This is a genomic window from Streptococcus suis (genome assembly GCF_002964575.1).
GTDB classification, from domain to species: domain Bacteria; phylum Bacillota; class Bacilli; order Lactobacillales; family Streptococcaceae; genus Streptococcus; species Streptococcus suis_R.
Genome location: NZ_POQQ01000046.1, coordinates 48,864 through 63,413, shown reverse-complemented (window position 1 = coordinate 63,413; position 14,550 = coordinate 48,864). Strand labels below are relative to the sequence as shown.

The window sequence follows — 14,550 nt, the reverse complement described above, 5'->3', positions numbered from 1 at the left end:
ATATCATATATTAACAATACATATAACGTGGTAGATAAGAATTTTCTATCCTTTTGCTTTCATGGGTCAAACAGTCTCCAGCTCCCTACAGCCATCCGACCTATAACAAGGTCACCTCATCTGGCAGAGTAATGGTTTCCTTGCCCTGCTTATCCATCACTAAAATCGTTGACGGATAAAAAGGATCGAAGCGACTGTTCAAATCCAGAGCAATAGCATTTTTATAGCCCTCCTGAGAAAAAACAAGTGTCACCTTCCCTTTTCGATTTTTGATGGAAAAACGCAGGACACTTTTTAAGGGAATAACTCCCTTTAAGTAGTTATCAATAAAATACCAAAAACTGTCAATAACTTCTCCGGGCAATGAGGTGACAATACCAAAACTTGCGTATCGTCCATTTGTTTGATCAAAAGCCATCTTTCCTCCTTTATGGTAAGAAAAAAACCTGCAAAACAGGATTTTCTCTCTCTAACTTTATCTACTTCTCAGTTCTAAATAGCGTTTGTACCAGATATTGACATAGGCTGGGGAGAAGGGACCACGTTGATTGTTGATCCAATCCACCAGAATCTTGACATTTTCTTTCAAAATAAAATCAATATCATTGGAATACTTCATAGCCTTGCGATGACGCTCATATTCGTCCACATCCAAGAGCCTTTTCTCACCATCCGCAAAAACCTTAACATCTAGGTCATAGTCGATGTACTTGAGTGCTTCATTGTCTAGAACATAAGGACTGGCAAGATTACAATAATAGGAAACTCCGTTCTCACGAATCATTGCAATGATATTGAACCAGTATTTCTTATGAAAATAAACGATTGCTGGCTCTCTCGTTACCCAACGTCTGCCGTCATTTTCAGTCACTAAGGTATGATTATTGACTCCAATAATAGCATTTTCCGTTGTTTTTAATACCATGGTGTCACGCCAAGTGCGATGAATTTCACCGTCATGTTTATAACTTTGAATAGTAATAAAGTCGCCTTCCTTTGGTAATTTCACTTTGTTACCAACTTTCTACTATTACAATTTATCTTGACTATTATACCATATTTTTTCAACCTAGGCGAAGATTTTTCTCATAGATATTCACGAAGAGCAGATTTTATTGCGTCAAAATCAAAGCCCTTGCGAGCCAAAGCCTGCATCAAACGTTGTTTCAGCTCATATCCCTCATATTTTCGGCTGTATTTCCGGTACTGCTTGTCTAACTCCTTGGCAATCAACTCTGCTTCATTTTCTTCATCTGATGTCAATGCTAATTGATTCATACTCTGTTTGGCTAGCTCATAGGAAAATCCCTTAGCCATCAAGCCCTGAACCAGCTTATCCTGTAAGGCACGTAGAGGCAACTTGTTCTGGTATTTCCGAAGCAACTTCTCAGCCACCCTACCAGCCAGGTCTGAAAAATCGACCTCTGCCAAGCCTCCATCAATCAAGGTTTTTGAAATTCCCTTGGCCATTAACTTTTGACGAAGCATAGCTGGTCCCTTGTCACCACTCAACCCATTCTGACGGATGTATGCCTCCACATAGGCTTTATCGTCAATCCACTTGTCCTCTTCCAAGTTTGCGACAATTTTTAGGGCAGTTGTTCCCACTATCTCATACTTTGCCAGATAATCAAGTACTTCCTTTTTCGTCCTCTGCTTAAAAGAAATAAAATACAAGGCTAAATTTTTCCCATAGGAAAATTGGGCAAAATCCCGAATGGCTTGAAATTCCTCTTCTGTGATGTCCTTGTCCTTACTGAGCATGAAGCGAACAATGGTATCTTCTGTAATATAGGTGTTTTCCTGTCCTTCAACTTCTAAGAGATAGAGCCGTTTTTTCTTTTCGATTTTTGTAATTCTCATTCTTTCATTATACAGGAATTTTCGGTAAAATAATAATATGAATCTACAAGTAAACCAACGAATTCCCTTGAAAATCAAGCGAATGGGTATCAATGGCGAAGGTATTGGCTTTTATCAAAAAACGCTGGTCTTTGTTCCTGGTGCCCTCAAGGGAGAAGAAATCTACTGTCAAGTAACCTCTGTTAAACGTAATTTTGTGGAAGCAAGGCTACTGAAAATTAACAAGGAATCCAAATTCCGGGTCAAACCAAGCTGTGACATCTATCAAGCCTGTGGCGGCTGTCAAATCATGCACCTCCGTTATGACAAGCAACTGGACTTCAAGCAAGACCTGCTCCAACAAGCCTTGAAGAAATTTAAGCCAGCAGGCTATGAGAATTACCTCATCCACCCAACCATTGGAATGGATCAGCCCAGTCATTATCGGGCTAAATTACAGTTTCAAACCCGTTCATTCAAGGGTCAAGTCAAGGCTGGGCTCTATGCTGAAAATTCCCATCGCCTGATTGGTATTACAGACTGCTATGTCCAAGACAAGGAAACACAAAAGGTTATCAATAGGATTGCTGACCTACTAACCAAGCACCGTATCCCTATTTACAACGAGCGTAAGGAGCAGGGAATTCGTACGGTTATGGTCCGCAGGGCCCGTCAATCTGGTCAGGTGCAGGTTATTTTTGTCACCTCCTGCCAGGTCAATCTGACTAAACTCATTGAAGAAGTAACCAAGCAATTTCCTGCTATTGTCACTGTTGCCCTAAACTGGAACAGACAGAAGACTAGCGACATCTATGGGGAAAAAACAGAAATTCTCTGGGGCAAACAAGCCATTGAAGAAGCTGTTTTGGACTACGAGTTCTCCCTGTCACCTCGGGCATTTTACCAATTAAATCCCCAACAAACGGAAGTTCTCTATGGAGAAGCAGTCAAGGCACTGGATATTTCTGGCGATGAAGACTTGATTGATGCCTACTGTGGCGTGGGAACCATTGGCTTTGCCTTTGCACGAAAGGTCAAGTCTGTTCGGGGTATGGACATCATCCCAGAAGCTATCGAGGATGCCAAGGTCAACGCCAAACGAATGGGACTGACCAATACCTACTACGAAGCTGGTAAGGCAGAGGATATCATTCCTAAGTGGTACAAAGAAGGCTACCGTGCAGATGCCCTAGTAGTCGACCCACCTCGGACGGGACTAGATGAAAAACTCCTCAAAACCATCTTGGCATACAAACCAGAGAAAATGGTCTATGTATCCTGCAACGTTTCAACCCTAGCCAGAGATTTGGTCCAGCTAACCAAAGCTTATCAGGTTGAATACATTCAATCCGTTGATATGTTTCCACATACTGCACGAACAGAGGCGGTTGTAAAGCTGAGCAAGAAGTAATCACTAGAAATGTTGTCCTTGTCGTTCGTGAATAAGAAATAAAGCAAGTCCAATGGACTTGCTTTAAGCTTGCTCTGTTTACTTAGCCGAGTAGAAGGCGATTCCTTCCTGTGTCCAGCCACGTGTAGCTAGCACTTTGTATTCATTTGCATCTGTAGTGTAAAGATGTTTTTTCAATCCTTCATTGTAAAGGCGGTAAACAGGTGTGCCATCTGTCACTGAGTAAAAGGCAGTGCCTTCTTGTCTCCAACCACGACCTGCTAAAACCTTGTACTCGTGAGCATCTCTGGTATAGAGATGGACTTTCAAGCCCTCATGATAGAGACGATAAACTGGGCTACCTTTTGATGCGGACAAGAATGCCTGACCTTCCTGTCTCCAACCACGACCTGCCAAGACCTTATATTCATGGGCATCTCTGGTATAGAGATGGACCTTCAAGTCTTCATGATAAAGGCGATAGACTGGTGAAGTGGATACTTGGTCCTCAGTAACCTTGGTTTCTGTTGGGTTGCTAGCACTTGGCTGGATGCTGGAAGTACTTGTTTCGCTTGGCTTGCTAGCGCTAGATTGACTAGTCGAGCTACTTGAAGTGGTAGGCTTAGTAGCACTTGATTGGGTGCTGGAAGTACTTGTTTCGCTTGGTTTGCTAGCGCTAGATTGACTAGTTGAGCTACTTGAAGCGGTTGGCTTAGTAGCACTTGGTTGGGTGCTGGAAGTGCTTGTTTCGCTTGGTTTGCCAGCGCTAGATTGACTAGTCGAGCTACTTGACGTGGTTGGCTGGGTTTCAGCTGGTTTTTCAACTTCAAAATAGTTGAAAGTTACACCAATAATACTATCGCTAAATCCATCTGGTAGTGTAAGAACCCCATCTCTACTGTGAGTGATTGTCATTGTATCCAAATAGCTTATCCTAGCAGCTTCCAGCTCATACCCCTCAAAAACAGGAGCTATATATGTTTTTGAAACTCCTGTAGGTATATATTCAACATTCGTTGATTGTATATTTGTCTCGAAGTTACTTGAAAACTTACTGATGTTAACAATAACTTTAGTGGTCTTCTCCTGAGCATAAGCAACATTCGGAGTATTTGACAACTGGCTACCCACAGGAGCAACCACACCACCTAAAACAGCGATAGAAGCAAAAGCAACACCAAGTTTGGCCCACTTATGAAGTTGTTTCTTGCCAGAATTTCTTTTGATTTTCATATGAAAAACCTCCGTTATATATAATACTTTTGTGTCAAAAGACACTTCCATCAGTATACTAAAAAAAAAAAGCAGGTCGTCAAGCAATTATCGGTTTTATAGATAAAAGTTCGGTTCTTTCATCGTTTTCAAAGATATTTTCGATGTTTTCAGAAAAAGCAAGCCCAATGGGCTTGCTTTATGCATGTTCTAAAAAGGCAATCAAGGTTTGGGCAGACCGCTCTCCTGCTTGGATAATAAATTCATCAAAGGTAATATTGGCATCCCCTTGTGCTGTATCGCTCATGGCACGGATAACCAAGAAAGGTTTACCTGTATTAACGGCCGCTTGGGCAATGGCCGCTCCTTCCATCTCCACAGCCAGAACTTCTGGGAAATGTTCCTTTATGCTGGCGATCTTATCCTGACCGGCGATAAAACTGTCACCTGTCACAATCAGTCCCTGATGGCTGGTCATTTCCTGCTCTGCTAGTAGGCTAGTCAACTTCTCTAAGAGGGCTTGGTCTGCTGGATAGTACAATTCCTGCCCTGCCATTTGCCCATAGGCGTAGCCAAAAGCCGTCACATCAACATCGTGGTAGGCCAAGTGAGTAGCTACAACTACGTCTCCGATGGCGATTCCGTCAGCCACTGCTCCTGCTGAGCCCGTGTTGACAATGGCATCCACTGCAAAGCGGTCCGCCAAGATGGCCACCGACATAGCTGACATGACCTTGCCAATGCCCGACTGGACAAGGACCACTTCATGCTGACCCATTCGTCCTTGGTAATAGGTCCGACCCAAGACAGTTACTTCTACCTTGTCTTGGAGCTGCTCTACCAAAATCTTCAGCTCCTGGGGCATAGCTGCGATAATTCCAAATTTCATCTTTTCTCCTAAATAAATAAGACTGCAATGATAAAGATAATCAGTAAAAGGATGACCCAAAAGAGAATTTTATTGACCTTGCCACGAAATTCCTCGCGCTTGATGGTTTCAATTCTACGACTTTTGACCACCGATGGTTTGACTGGGATACGGATGGTCTGTCCTTCCTCGTAGCCTTGGTAGTCTTCATCTAAAATGGGCTCAAAAATCTTTTCATCCATGGATACAGTTTGCTTGGGACTAAAATGTCCAAAGCGTTCATCTGTATCAGCTTCCTGCATTTTTTTCACTCGTTCTAGTATTTCATCCGTTAACAAGGGCTTGCCCATTGCCAATTTCCTACTTTCTCATGAGTTGTAAATATTGAACCGCCATAATGGTCTTGGCATCACAAATATCTCCACTTGCTACCAAGTCCAAGGCTTCTTCTAGGGTCACATAAGACAGTTCAATGACCTCGTCCTCATCCATGGGGCGAGGATTTTCAACTTTAACCAAATTATCAGCTAAATAGAGGCGAATACGCTCATTACAAAAACCGATAGCTGAGTAAAAATCCGCCAACAAGGTCAGCTTGTCACTGGTATAGCCTGTTTCCTCTTCCAATTCACGCAGGGCTGCATCTTCCAGCGTATCTTCTTCGCCTAGTTCCAACTTTCCTGCTGGAATTTCATAGATAGCCTGCTCGATAGCCTTTCGGTATTGTTTGACCAAAATCATCTTATCATCTGGAGTAACTGCTAAGACACATACAGCCCCCTTGTGAAAGATGAGTTCACGTTTGCCTGTCTTCCCATCTGGCAGTAAGACATCGTCAACAACGACATCAAAGATATGTCCCTTGAAAATCTCTTTTCGCTCAATTGTTTTTTCTTCAAAATTCATAGTGTCACCTATTTTTGGCTTGGGTGGAAGGGAAAGCGGGTCGCATAGCCTTCCTTGTTTTCCTGACGACCACGACCAATCCCGATGGCATCTTTTGGAATGTCTTTGGTAATGGCAGAGCCAGCAGCAAGCAGGGCATTATCACCGATTGTTACTGGAGCGATGATGGTTGAGTTTGAACCGATAAAGGCATTGTCGCCAATCGTGGTCTTGAATTTGTTTTTACCATCGTAGTTGACAGTAATCGTTCCTGCACCGACATTGACATTGCTGCCGATAGTTGCGTTACCCAAATAAGTCAAGTGACCTGACTTGGTTCCCTCACCTAGCGTAGAAGCCTTAACTTCCACAAAGTTTCCAACGTGAACATCCTTTTTCAGAAGGCTGTCTGGACGAATATGGGCATAAGGACCTACTGTCACACCCTCTTCGATAACTGATTCTTCAATGTCTGAGTTGCTAATGACCACATCTGCAGCGATTTTTGAATCACGCACGCGGGTGCCGTTTGTCAATACGGTGCGTTCACCGATGACTGTCTGACCTTTCAAGACAACGTTGGCTTCAATGACCGCTTCTGCTCCGATTTCCACATCGATGTCGATATAGGTTGCTTCTGGATTGACAAAGGTTACGCCGTTAATCATGTGTTTCTCATTGATCCGCTTGCGCATGACCGCTTCAGCAGTCGCAAGAGCTACACGGTCGTTAACACCCAAGCTTTCATCAAAGTCTTTGAGGACATAGGCCCCAACTTTTTCGCCAGCCTGACGGAAAATCGAAATAACATCTGTCAAATAGTACTCACCTTGGGCATTGTCCGTATTGATCTCCTTAAGAGCTTCAAACAAGCGCTTGTTGTCGAAGAGATAGGTACCAGTGTTGATTTCCTTGACCTGTTTTTCGAAATCGTTGGCGTCTTTTTGCTCAACAATCTTCAAGACTTCATCATCAGCATTACGGATAATCCGACCGTAGCCGAAGGGATTGTCAGCTTGAGCTGTCAAGATAGTCGCAACATTCTTGTGGCTGACATGGAAGTTGATGAGGCTCTTCAAACTTTCTCCTGTAATCAGCGGTGTATCTCCTGCAATAACAAGGGTTTGACCTTCCAAACCTGCAAGAGCTGGCTCAGCCATCATGACCGCATGACCTGTTCCCAACTGTTCTGATTGGAGGGCAAATGCTGATTGACCTTCTAAAACAGCCTGCACCAATTCTGCCTTGTGACCAACAATGGTTACAGTTTTGGCAGGCTCCATGGCATCCACGGCACGCTTGACATGCTCCAACATGGTAATTCCGGCCACCTTATGTAAGACCTTTGGCAAGTCAGACTTCATGCGAGTTCCCTTACCTGCCGCTAGGATAATTGCATAGTTATTGCTCATAAATATCTCTCTTTTCATTTGTATATGACCCTATTATAGCAAATTTTGTGTTTTTTGGAAAATGACAGAGCAGACTGCCAAGCTTTTAACTAATACTCAATGAAAATCAAAATCAGACTAGCTCCAAAGATTCGGGAAACCTTTGGAAGTCGGAAATGGCTCGTACATAATTCGCTTCAGGCGTAGAAGACTATTTAGATATAAAAAAGGAGCCTGAGCTCCTTAGATTGTTAAATGAAGGCCTCGTTGACCATCTTCTCTTGCTTGCTCCGTCAGGGCTTTAAATTCCTCCCAGACAGGACGTTCTTGGTCTGTAAAACGGAGATTGGTGCCAGGCAAGCTAGCATTAGAAATGGACTGCACAAAGCCTGACAAACTGGTCTCAAGTGCCAATCCTTCCTTACTTGCCACATCTTCCTTGACAAGCTCAAGAGCTGACTGCAATTTCTCCGTCAGTTCTTTGCCGAATGTTTCCTCTTTCCCGGCCAAAATGGGAGAAAGCTGGTCCAATAAATTGATGACACGTTTTTTATCCATAGGAAGCTCCTTGGTTTGTTTTTTATATTATTATACTATAAAATCAAAGTGCTCACAAGAGAAAACTTACATTTTAGGGTATACCAATTCAAATTCTTCACAGACAACCAGCATATCTTCTGAGAAGGGCAGACCTGCTTCCGCCAGCCAGATTGTGAAAAGTTCTTCGTGAACCCGCCGCCAGTGGATCAGACTTTTCGCTTTTATGTCAGACAAGTCACCTTCCTGACGGAACTCGCCCTCCTTATAGGCATGTTCTTCCGTCACTTGGGAAAAGGGCGTCACATAGACCTTGGTGGTCTGGATAATACACACAGCCTGACCTTGCCCATCGAGAATGATGTCGTAGCCACCAGCCGTCGGGATTTCTTCTCCCTCTACTGCGTAGAGGGCATGGGCAGAGCTGGTCGAGGTTTTGATGCCTCTAGCCACCAATTCAGCCAGTCGATCAGCTTCCGCCCCAAAGGCCCAGGCCTCCGGCTCAGGACCTGCTTGGGAATTGATGGCAAGAAATTCTTGCCAGAGTTGTGTTGGGGTCATGTTTTTTCCTTTCTAGAATACCATTCCTCTCTCGTCAATAAACTCACTCTTTCAGTACGGACTTCATCAATGAGTGGGAAATGCACATCTTCCAAGAGGTATTGGTAAACAAAGCCCAGCTTTTCTTGTACACGTAGGGACTTGCTATTTTCTACAAATGCACAACACCAAATCTTATCTAAACTCAACTGGGCAAATCCGTAATCCAGTAAAACTTGACTAGCTTCTGGAATGAGGCCTTGACCCCAAAATCCCTGTCCAAGCCAGTAGCCCAGTTCTGCTTCTGAATCTGGCAAATCAAGCCCGCTCTGCTTGCCAATCATGAGGCCAATACTGCCAATGACCTGGCCTGTTTCTTTGAGGACAAGGGCATAGGTTTCTGGTTGACTGAGGACTGTCTTGATAATTTCTCGACTTTCTTCCAGACTTTGATGAACTGGCCAACCTGCTGCGGGTCCTACATCTGGATGAATAGCCTGAGAAAATAAGTCAACTGCGTCTGACTCGCTCCAAGGACGGAGCAAAAGACGATTGGTTTCTAACATCATAAAATTTCCTCGCTACTTCAAACTCCAGCCACCGTCAATGGTGATAATCTGGCCTTGCATGGAGGCCAGTTTGCCAGTAGCCAGCATGAAGGTCAGCTCTGCGATTTCGATAGGCTGAGTCCAGCGTCCGATAGGGGTCTGGTCTGCCACCCAGTCCGCCAGACCGCCAGGCTCAAAGTCCTTCTGGGTCATGCCTGTCTGGACAGCACCAGGAGCGATGCCAAAGACCTGGACCTTGTCCTTGGCATAGTCCAGTGCCAACTGCTTGGTAAAACCGGCCAAAGCGTGCTTGGAGGCGGTGTAGGCTGAGCCCCCTCCACCTGCTAGACTGGAGGCAATGGAGCACATATTGATAATGATGCCCGCCTGTCTGTCCACCATTTGTTGCAGATAGGGGCGGGTCAGTCTGGTCACCGCGAAAAAATTAACCGCGAAGATGCGAGCTAATTCATCCTCCGCAATATCGAGGTGGGGCCGGTAATCGTCTAGAATGCCTGCGGTGTTACAGAGGACATCAACTGTCTGGCACCAGGAAAAGACTGGGGATAAATCACCAGTTAGGTCTAGTTGTAGAAAGTGGAAATCGCCTGCCAAATCAGGCTTGTTGGACTGGTCAATGCCGTAGACACGCCAGCCATTTTCCAAAAAAATCCCTGCCTGAGCTAGTCCAATGCCGCTGGAAACTCCGGTGATGAGGGCTGTCTTAGTCATAGACTTCTACCCAGTCGGTCGCAAGGACGTCGCAAGGGGTCGGGCTCCACATAGAGAAGCCTTCGCCCTCGCCTGTCACGTTGATGAGGAAATAAGGCGTCGCCTCCAGCTTTTGCCCGTGGACCTCAATGGTGTCGAAGAGCTGGACGTAGTTCTCCGCTCCGCCCCAACCTGTGCGAACGTACTTTTTCTTGGCCTTCAAGCCTGGTAAAATCTCTTCAAATGTCATGGTTTACTCCTTTGTTGCTTTTCTCTCTTTCAACCATTATACCAAAAAATCAGACCACTCTAAAGAGTTGCCTGATCGTATTTCTACCCCACATTCTCCTTTTTCAATAGGAAAAATGTGCCTGCAAGTGTTGAGAAAAAGGCAAGAAGTATAAAGAGCAGAGGCAACCAACCAGTCCAGTCCTGCGGTCCATAGCCAAACTGGCTGGCCAGCAGCTGACTAAAGCCGCTGAGAACCGTTAGGAAATAGGCTGGAATCAAGGTATCTACAATTTCTGACTTACTGCGATAGTAGAAGAGACCAGCTACGATCCCTAGAATCACCAAAAGACTGGCCCACAAGGGCAGGGGAATCCCCTCATAAAACTGCCGACTAATCCAAAAACGCAAGACAATCAACCCCACAAAGCTAAGCCCCCAGGTCCCCATCAGCAGATAGGACTTGATTTTTGACCGTTCATAGACTAGGTTCTTTAGGATGAAAAAAGCAGAGCTGGGTAAAATGAGCGCCAGAACCAAATCGCACAGCAAGCCCCGCCATTCTAGGACCATTTCACCAGTCACTCCAAACAAACCTAAGAAAAACCAACTGATATAGACAAGGGAAATCAATCCTGTTAACCGCAAACCATAGTACCAGCGAATGGACGGTAAGTCAGACAAGAGTTCATCCGCCATCTGCTTGCTATCTTTACCCAAAAAATCCTCTGCTGACTGACCGTCTGCCTGGGCATCCAAGACATCTTGGTAGATTGAAAGCAAGAGTTCGGTCGCCTTTTCCTCCTGCTCATGAAAGGCTGATGCCAACATCAAGTAAGCATGGAGCTTACGCATATAGGCCTTGTTTTCCTTGGTCAACTTCCCCTGTAAACTACTAATAGCATTCAAATATTCCTGTTGCTTGTTCATCTTACTTCTCCTTTCTCACCTACAAAACCGCAGTTCCAATCCAAAAGGCCATAGCTGGAAGAATGACCAACATCAGATTGAGCCAAACTGGAACGGTCATGACCATATTTACCACACCGCCAACAATCATAAAGAGATAGGTCGGTAAAAAGACATAGCGGACTAATTTTTCCTTTTGGAAAAATAGCAGAGCGAGACCGAGCAAGGTGAGTGGTACTAGAAGCCCCCAGCCAGTCAAGACTAGGTCAGGTTCCTTGGGCATTGCCCAGAGACGAAGTCCACAAATCACGAGAAAAAGAAGGGGGATGCAGAGAAAACTTGCCCAAACCTTGATTTTGCTGGTCTGGTAAATCAAACCGCGAATGATGAGGAAAATCCCAGCGGGGAGGAGGTGGCTAAGTACCGCGTCGCAGATCAGGTCCAGCCAGTTGAGGGAGATGGTTCCTGTCCCTGCAAAATCCATCAGCCATTGGCTACCTAGATAGATGACCAGCATGAGGCCACTCAGGTTTGCAACTTCCACGAAACCAATCGGAGGGAGATAGCTGAGTAGGTCGTCCGCCATCTGCTTGCTGTCTTTGCCCAGAAAATCCTCCGCCGAAAGCCCGTCTTTTTGGGCTTCAAGAACATCTTGGTAAATGGATAAGAGCTGGGCAGTCACTGCTTCTTCCTGCCTGTGAAAGACAGAGGCAATCATCATGTAGCCATTGATACGGCCCATGTATTCCTTGTTTTCCTTGGTCAACTGGCTTTCAATCACTTCAATCTGCTTGCGGTATTCCATTTGTTTGCTCATCCTACTCTCCTTTCAATCGCTGAACCTTTTGAACCAGCTCAGCCCACTGAGACCAAAAATCTTCTAGATAAGCCTTTCCCTGGTCTGTCAGATAAAAATACTTTCTATCTGGTCCGTCTGGAGAGGGCTTGTTCTGACTAAAAATCAGGCTATTTTTCTCTAACTTCTGAAGGAGAGGATAGACTGTCCCTCCGACCATGTTTTCAAAGCCCTGTTTTCTCAATTCCTGAACCAGCTCATAACCATAAATCTCCTTCTGGCTGATTATTTGCAATACACAGCCATCCAGGACCCCCTTGAGCATCTGGGTTTCTTTCATAAGTCCTCCTCTTCCTCTACAAAAAATCCAAACAGCAAGCCTGATGCTAACATGATGCCTAAGATCAAAATAGAATCCAAGGCCCAGCCTGTTATAATGGCCGTCACAAGCGTGATGCCTGCCAGTTTCCAATTTTCCCGACTTTTCTTATCCAGTTTCATACTGCCTCCCCACCTAGTTTGTAATACCAACTAGTCTGATAAAAATAAAAGTGATTTTCTTGGTCTTCTATCACTAGTTTGTTTTACCTATTAGCTTTGTATCTATAGTGTAACACAAGATGGCTAGTTTGTAAAACAAAATAGTTAAAATTTGTAAAGAAAATAAAAAACTTGGGTCACCCCAAGTTTAGGAAATAATCTGTTTGTAAGATCGTGTTGTGATGGCATAGACCACTAGGTAGAGGAGGAGATAGCCACCACAGATGCCTGCTGTCACCTGCAACATAAGCCCTGCATTAACAACGCCGATAGACAAAAGAATGGATGATAGCATCTTGTAGGCAAAGGCAAGATGAACAAAGGCAAGTAGGATAGGTAGGAAAAAGACGGTCAGTAATTGCTTGCGAATGGACTGTCTCGTCTGATCCTCATCCAGACCAACCTTGGTCATAATGACGAAGCGATCTCTGTCTTCATAGCCTTCTGAAATCTGTTTGAAGTAAATCACCAGCACCACCGCCATCAAAAAGATGAGCGAAAGTAAGAGGCCGATGAAGAAAAGTGAACCTGCAAAACTGAAGAAACCACGCATCGCATAGGCACGATAGGCCAGAATGATGGCGTTCGTTACATTCTGTAATATATTGGACTCCCAAAGCTCACTTTCAAAACGTCCTGATTCATGGCTATCTACCTGCTCTTCTTCTGATAAACTGCTTTCAAAGCCCATATAATAGCGATTCTCAGCTTGATTTTCAAAAACAGCCAAGTCTTGAACAACAATGACCAGATACTGGCTGAGAAGGAAGGAACCATGGTCTGGTAGATGTCCTAAAGTCACATTCTTGGGCAAGACTTGGGCAACTTCCATCTCCTTTTCATCAAAGGTGAGGGTTTGACCAGCTTGATACTGGACTCCCTTACTAAAAATTGCCACTTGGTCAGATGCCAACTGGAGTGCTTCTCCTGTCATCTTTTCATAGCTGGCTTGATCAAGGACAAAACCGATCCCCACTCGATCAGAGAAATCCATACCAGCGGCCTCTTCATCCGTCAAAAATTTTATTTGCTGATTTGTCACCTCAGAAAAATAGGCTTGCTGATAAGGATAGACTACCTTACTTTCAACTGGAATATCTGTCTCTTCCAAGATAGCTTCCGCCCACACCTCCCACTTCTCCGTTTGTTCTTTTGAAGTGGTTGGTTGCATTCCAACATCGATCGAATAGTCATTTGGATTTTGATTGGCAATATAATCTTTGCCACCGATGTATATATTAAGTCCTCCAACCATAGTTACTAAGAACATACTGGAGAGGATGGTAATGGTCGCGAGGCCCAGAGCATTTTTCCGCATACGAAAAATCAAGTTGGATACAGAAATAAAATTCTCAGGCTTGTAGTAATAGGTCTGACGGTGCTTTAGCCAGTTTAAGAGACTAATAACACCTGCTTGGAAAAGCAAATAAGTCCCAAGGATAACCAGAAGAGTCGCTCCAAAGAAACTCGGAACCGCCTGAAAAGGATTGGTCACTAGCTGGGCAATGGCATAGCCTGACCCCAGTAAAATAATAGCTAAGAGGGTTTGTAGCCAGAGGAAGCCTGTTTTCGTATCCCCTCGCTTCTTACCTTGAACCAGTTTGAGCGAGTCGGTCAAGCCCAGTTTCCCAATATTAAATAGACTGACCAAGGCGAAAATCCCAAAGAGATAGATAAGTACAGTGACTAGACTTTTCAACTGGAAGGTTGAAGCCAGAACTACAGGCATCTGCATAGCCTTCAGCAAGAGAGCATAGAATAGTTTATCCAAGGTCAATCCTAGCAACAAGCCTGTCAGAATGGTGCTGGCTGCGAATACTAGATTTTCTAGGAAGGTCATCAAAAGAAGATGTTTTTTCTCCAAGCCTAGGATACTATAGACACCAAACTCTTTTGACCGCTGCTTCATGACAAAGCTATTGGCATAGAAGACCATGATGGCAACTGCCAACATGACTACAATCATACCGAATCCCAAAACCATGGTTACCCCATTGGCTCCCTTGACCTGACCTAAATCAGGATGAAAGGCAAGCGCGGTGAAAATATAGGCAATGGCTGTGGACAAGCTGGTCATCAGGGCATAGGGAAAATAGAGCCTGCGGTTCTTTTTGAGATTGGTCAGAGCCAATCGAAAGGTTAGTCCAAACATA

The 14,550-nt window shown here is 44.5% G+C and carries 19 protein-coding genes; 1 reads left to right on the top strand and 18 read right to left on the bottom strand.

All coding sequences use genetic code 11. The features are described 5' to 3' along the window. Positions 1–100 precede the first annotated feature (100 nt). The 3 genes from C1E58_RS05950 to recX all read right to left on the bottom strand — a co-directional run bounded on the left by C1E58_RS05950 (position 101) and on the right by recX (position 1,863). Positions 101–418, bottom strand: coding sequence for a DUF960 domain-containing protein (locus C1E58_RS05950; protein WP_105113631.1), 318 nt, complete (start codon positions 416–418; stop codon positions 101–103). A 57-nt stretch (positions 419–475) separates the two neighbouring features. Further along, complete coding sequence (locus tag C1E58_RS05945) at positions 476–1,009, bottom strand: DUF402 domain-containing protein (RefSeq protein ID WP_105113630.1); 534 nt, start codon at positions 1,007–1,009, stop codon at positions 476–478. 77 nt (positions 1,010–1,086) lie between these two features. Beyond that, positions 1,087–1,863 (bottom strand): recombination regulator RecX, encoded by a 777-nt coding sequence (gene recX, locus C1E58_RS05940; RefSeq protein ID WP_105209711.1) that lies wholly within the window; start codon positions 1,861–1,863, stop codon positions 1,087–1,089. Positions 1,864–1,900: 37 nt separating this feature from the next. On the opposite strand from recX, the gene rlmD reads away from it, so the two are divergent. Continuing rightward, the gene (gene rlmD / locus C1E58_RS05935) at positions 1,901–3,253 is read left to right on the top strand and encodes a 23S rRNA (uracil(1939)-C(5))-methyltransferase RlmD (RefSeq protein ID WP_105209710.1); all 1,353 of its coding nucleotides are present in this window, start codon (positions 1,901–1,903) and stop codon (positions 3,251–3,253) included. Positions 3,254–3,331: 78 nt separating this feature from the next. Here the strand turns inward: rlmD and C1E58_RS05930 are convergent, their stop codons facing one another. From C1E58_RS05930 to C1E58_RS05860, 15 genes are all read right to left on the bottom strand, one after another. After that, entirely contained in the window at positions 3,332–4,465 is a 1,134-nt protein-coding gene (locus C1E58_RS05930; RefSeq protein ID WP_105209709.1) for a hypothetical protein, read from the bottom strand. 178 nt (positions 4,466–4,643) lie between these two features. Continuing rightward, on the bottom strand, positions 4,644–5,333 hold the full coding sequence (locus tag C1E58_RS05925; protein ID WP_105209708.1) for a 5'-methylthioadenosine/adenosylhomocysteine nucleosidase: 690 nt from the start codon (positions 5,331–5,333) through the stop codon (positions 4,644–4,646). A gap of 8 nt (positions 5,334–5,341) precedes the next feature. After that, positions 5,342–5,662: a cell wall synthase accessory phosphoprotein MacP gene (gene macP, locus C1E58_RS05920; RefSeq protein ID WP_105209707.1), complete on the bottom strand. Its 321-nt coding sequence runs from the start codon at positions 5,660–5,662 to the stop codon at positions 5,342–5,344. Positions 5,663–5,672: 10 nt separating this feature from the next. Next, positions 5,673–6,218 (bottom strand): NUDIX hydrolase, encoded by a 546-nt coding sequence (locus tag C1E58_RS05915; protein WP_105209706.1) that lies wholly within the window; start codon positions 6,216–6,218, stop codon positions 5,673–5,675. A gap of 8 nt (positions 6,219–6,226) precedes the next feature. Continuing rightward, positions 6,227–7,609 (bottom strand): bifunctional UDP-N-acetylglucosamine diphosphorylase/glucosamine-1-phosphate N-acetyltransferase GlmU, encoded by a 1,383-nt coding sequence (gene glmU, locus C1E58_RS05910; RefSeq protein ID WP_105209705.1) that lies wholly within the window; start codon positions 7,607–7,609, stop codon positions 6,227–6,229. A 222-nt stretch (positions 7,610–7,831) separates the two neighbouring features. Further along, the gene (locus C1E58_RS05905) at positions 7,832–8,146 is read right to left on the bottom strand and encodes a hypothetical protein (protein WP_105209704.1); all 315 of its coding nucleotides are present in this window, start codon (positions 8,144–8,146) and stop codon (positions 7,832–7,834) included. A gap of 66 nt (positions 8,147–8,212) precedes the next feature. Further along, positions 8,213–8,686 (bottom strand): ASCH domain-containing protein, encoded by a 474-nt coding sequence (locus tag C1E58_RS05900; RefSeq protein WP_105209703.1) that lies wholly within the window; start codon positions 8,684–8,686, stop codon positions 8,213–8,215. Then, complete coding sequence (locus tag C1E58_RS05895; protein ID WP_105209702.1) at positions 8,683–9,234, bottom strand: GNAT family N-acetyltransferase; 552 nt, start codon at positions 9,232–9,234, stop codon at positions 8,683–8,685. Before C1E58_RS05895 ends, C1E58_RS05900 begins: the two co-directional genes overlap by 4 nt. Positions 9,235–9,246: 12 nt before the next feature. Then, on the bottom strand, positions 9,247–9,945 hold the full coding sequence (locus tag C1E58_RS05890) for a 3-oxoacyl-ACP reductase (RefSeq protein WP_105209701.1): 699 nt from the start codon (positions 9,943–9,945) through the stop codon (positions 9,247–9,249). After that, a complete protein-coding gene (locus tag C1E58_RS05885; RefSeq protein ID WP_024395019.1) occupies positions 9,938–10,174 on the bottom strand; it encodes a DUF2829 domain-containing protein in 237 nt (78 codons plus the stop codon). Before C1E58_RS05885 ends, C1E58_RS05890 begins: the two co-directional genes overlap by 8 nt. An 83-nt stretch (positions 10,175–10,257) precedes the next feature. Further along, a complete protein-coding gene (locus tag C1E58_RS05880; RefSeq protein ID WP_238142248.1) occupies positions 10,258–11,082 on the bottom strand; it encodes a hypothetical protein in 825 nt (274 codons plus the stop codon). A gap of 19 nt (positions 11,083–11,101) precedes the next feature. Further along, a complete protein-coding gene (locus C1E58_RS05875; protein ID WP_105209700.1) occupies positions 11,102–11,878 on the bottom strand; it encodes a hypothetical protein in 777 nt (258 codons plus the stop codon). 1 nt (position 11,879) lies between these two features. After that, positions 11,880–12,197 (bottom strand): PadR family transcriptional regulator, encoded by a 318-nt coding sequence (locus C1E58_RS05870; protein ID WP_105209699.1) that lies wholly within the window; start codon positions 12,195–12,197, stop codon positions 11,880–11,882. Then, positions 12,194–12,358: a hypothetical protein gene (locus C1E58_RS12205; protein WP_105209698.1), complete on the bottom strand. Its 165-nt coding sequence runs from the start codon at positions 12,356–12,358 to the stop codon at positions 12,194–12,196. Before C1E58_RS12205 ends, C1E58_RS05870 begins: the two co-directional genes overlap by 4 nt. Positions 12,359–12,545: 187 nt before the next feature. Next, positions 12,546–14,549, bottom strand: coding sequence for an ABC transporter permease (locus C1E58_RS05860; RefSeq protein ID WP_105209697.1), 2,004 nt, complete (start codon positions 14,547–14,549; stop codon positions 12,546–12,548). Position 14,550: the final 1 nt, after the last annotated feature.

Excerpts from the sequence above, each read along its gene's own strand:
- C1E58_RS05950 (WP_105113631.1), bottom strand. The coding sequence starts at position 418 with ATGGCTTTTGATCAAACAAATGGACGATACGCAAGTTTTGGTATTGTC.
- recX (WP_105209711.1), bottom strand. The coding sequence starts at position 1,863 with ATGAGAATTACAAAAATCGAAAAGAAAAAACGGCTCTATCTCTTAGAA.
- rlmD (WP_105209710.1), top strand. The coding sequence starts at position 1,901 with ATGAATCTACAAGTAAACCAACGAATTCCCTTGAAAATCAAGCGAATG.
- C1E58_RS05930 (WP_105209709.1), bottom strand. The coding sequence starts at position 4,465 with ATGAAAATCAAAAGAAATTCTGGCAAGAAACAACTTCATAAGTGGGCC.
- C1E58_RS05925 (WP_105209708.1), bottom strand. The coding sequence starts at position 5,333 with ATGAAATTTGGAATTATCGCAGCTATGCCCCAGGAGCTGAAGATTTTG.
- macP (WP_105209707.1), bottom strand. The coding sequence starts at position 5,662 with ATGGGCAAGCCCTTGTTAACGGATGAAATACTAGAACGAGTGAAAAAA.
- C1E58_RS05915 (WP_105209706.1), bottom strand. The coding sequence starts at position 6,218 with ATGAATTTTGAAGAAAAAACAATTGAGCGAAAAGAGATTTTCAAGGGA.
- glmU (WP_105209705.1), bottom strand. The coding sequence starts at position 7,609 with ATGAGCAATAACTATGCAATTATCCTAGCGGCAGGTAAGGGAACTCGC.
- C1E58_RS05905 (WP_105209704.1), bottom strand. The coding sequence starts at position 8,146 with ATGGATAAAAAACGTGTCATCAATTTATTGGACCAGCTTTCTCCCATT.
- C1E58_RS05900 (WP_105209703.1), bottom strand. The coding sequence starts at position 8,686 with ATGACCCCAACACAACTCTGGCAAGAATTTCTTGCCATCAATTCCCAA.
- C1E58_RS05895 (WP_105209702.1), bottom strand. The coding sequence starts at position 9,234 with ATGATGTTAGAAACCAATCGTCTTTTGCTCCGTCCTTGGAGCGAGTCA.
- C1E58_RS05890 (WP_105209701.1), bottom strand. The coding sequence starts at position 9,945 with ATGACTAAGACAGCCCTCATCACCGGAGTTTCCAGCGGCATTGGACTA.
- C1E58_RS05885 (WP_024395019.1), bottom strand. The coding sequence starts at position 10,174 with ATGACATTTGAAGAGATTTTACCAGGCTTGAAGGCCAAGAAAAAGTAC.
- C1E58_RS05880 (WP_238142248.1), bottom strand. The coding sequence starts at position 11,082 with ATGAACAAGCAACAGGAATATTTGAATGCTATTAGTAGTTTACAGGGG.
- C1E58_RS05875 (WP_105209700.1), bottom strand. The coding sequence starts at position 11,878 with ATGAGCAAACAAATGGAATACCGCAAGCAGATTGAAGTGATTGAAAGC.
- C1E58_RS05870 (WP_105209699.1), bottom strand. The coding sequence starts at position 12,197 with ATGAAAGAAACCCAGATGCTCAAGGGGGTCCTGGATGGCTGTGTATTG.
- C1E58_RS12205 (WP_105209698.1), bottom strand. The coding sequence starts at position 12,358 with ATGAAACTGGATAAGAAAAGTCGGGAAAATTGGAAACTGGCAGGCATC.
- C1E58_RS05860 (WP_105209697.1), bottom strand. The coding sequence starts at position 14,549 with ATGTTTGGACTAACCTTTCGATTGGCTCTGACCAATCTCAAAAAGAAC.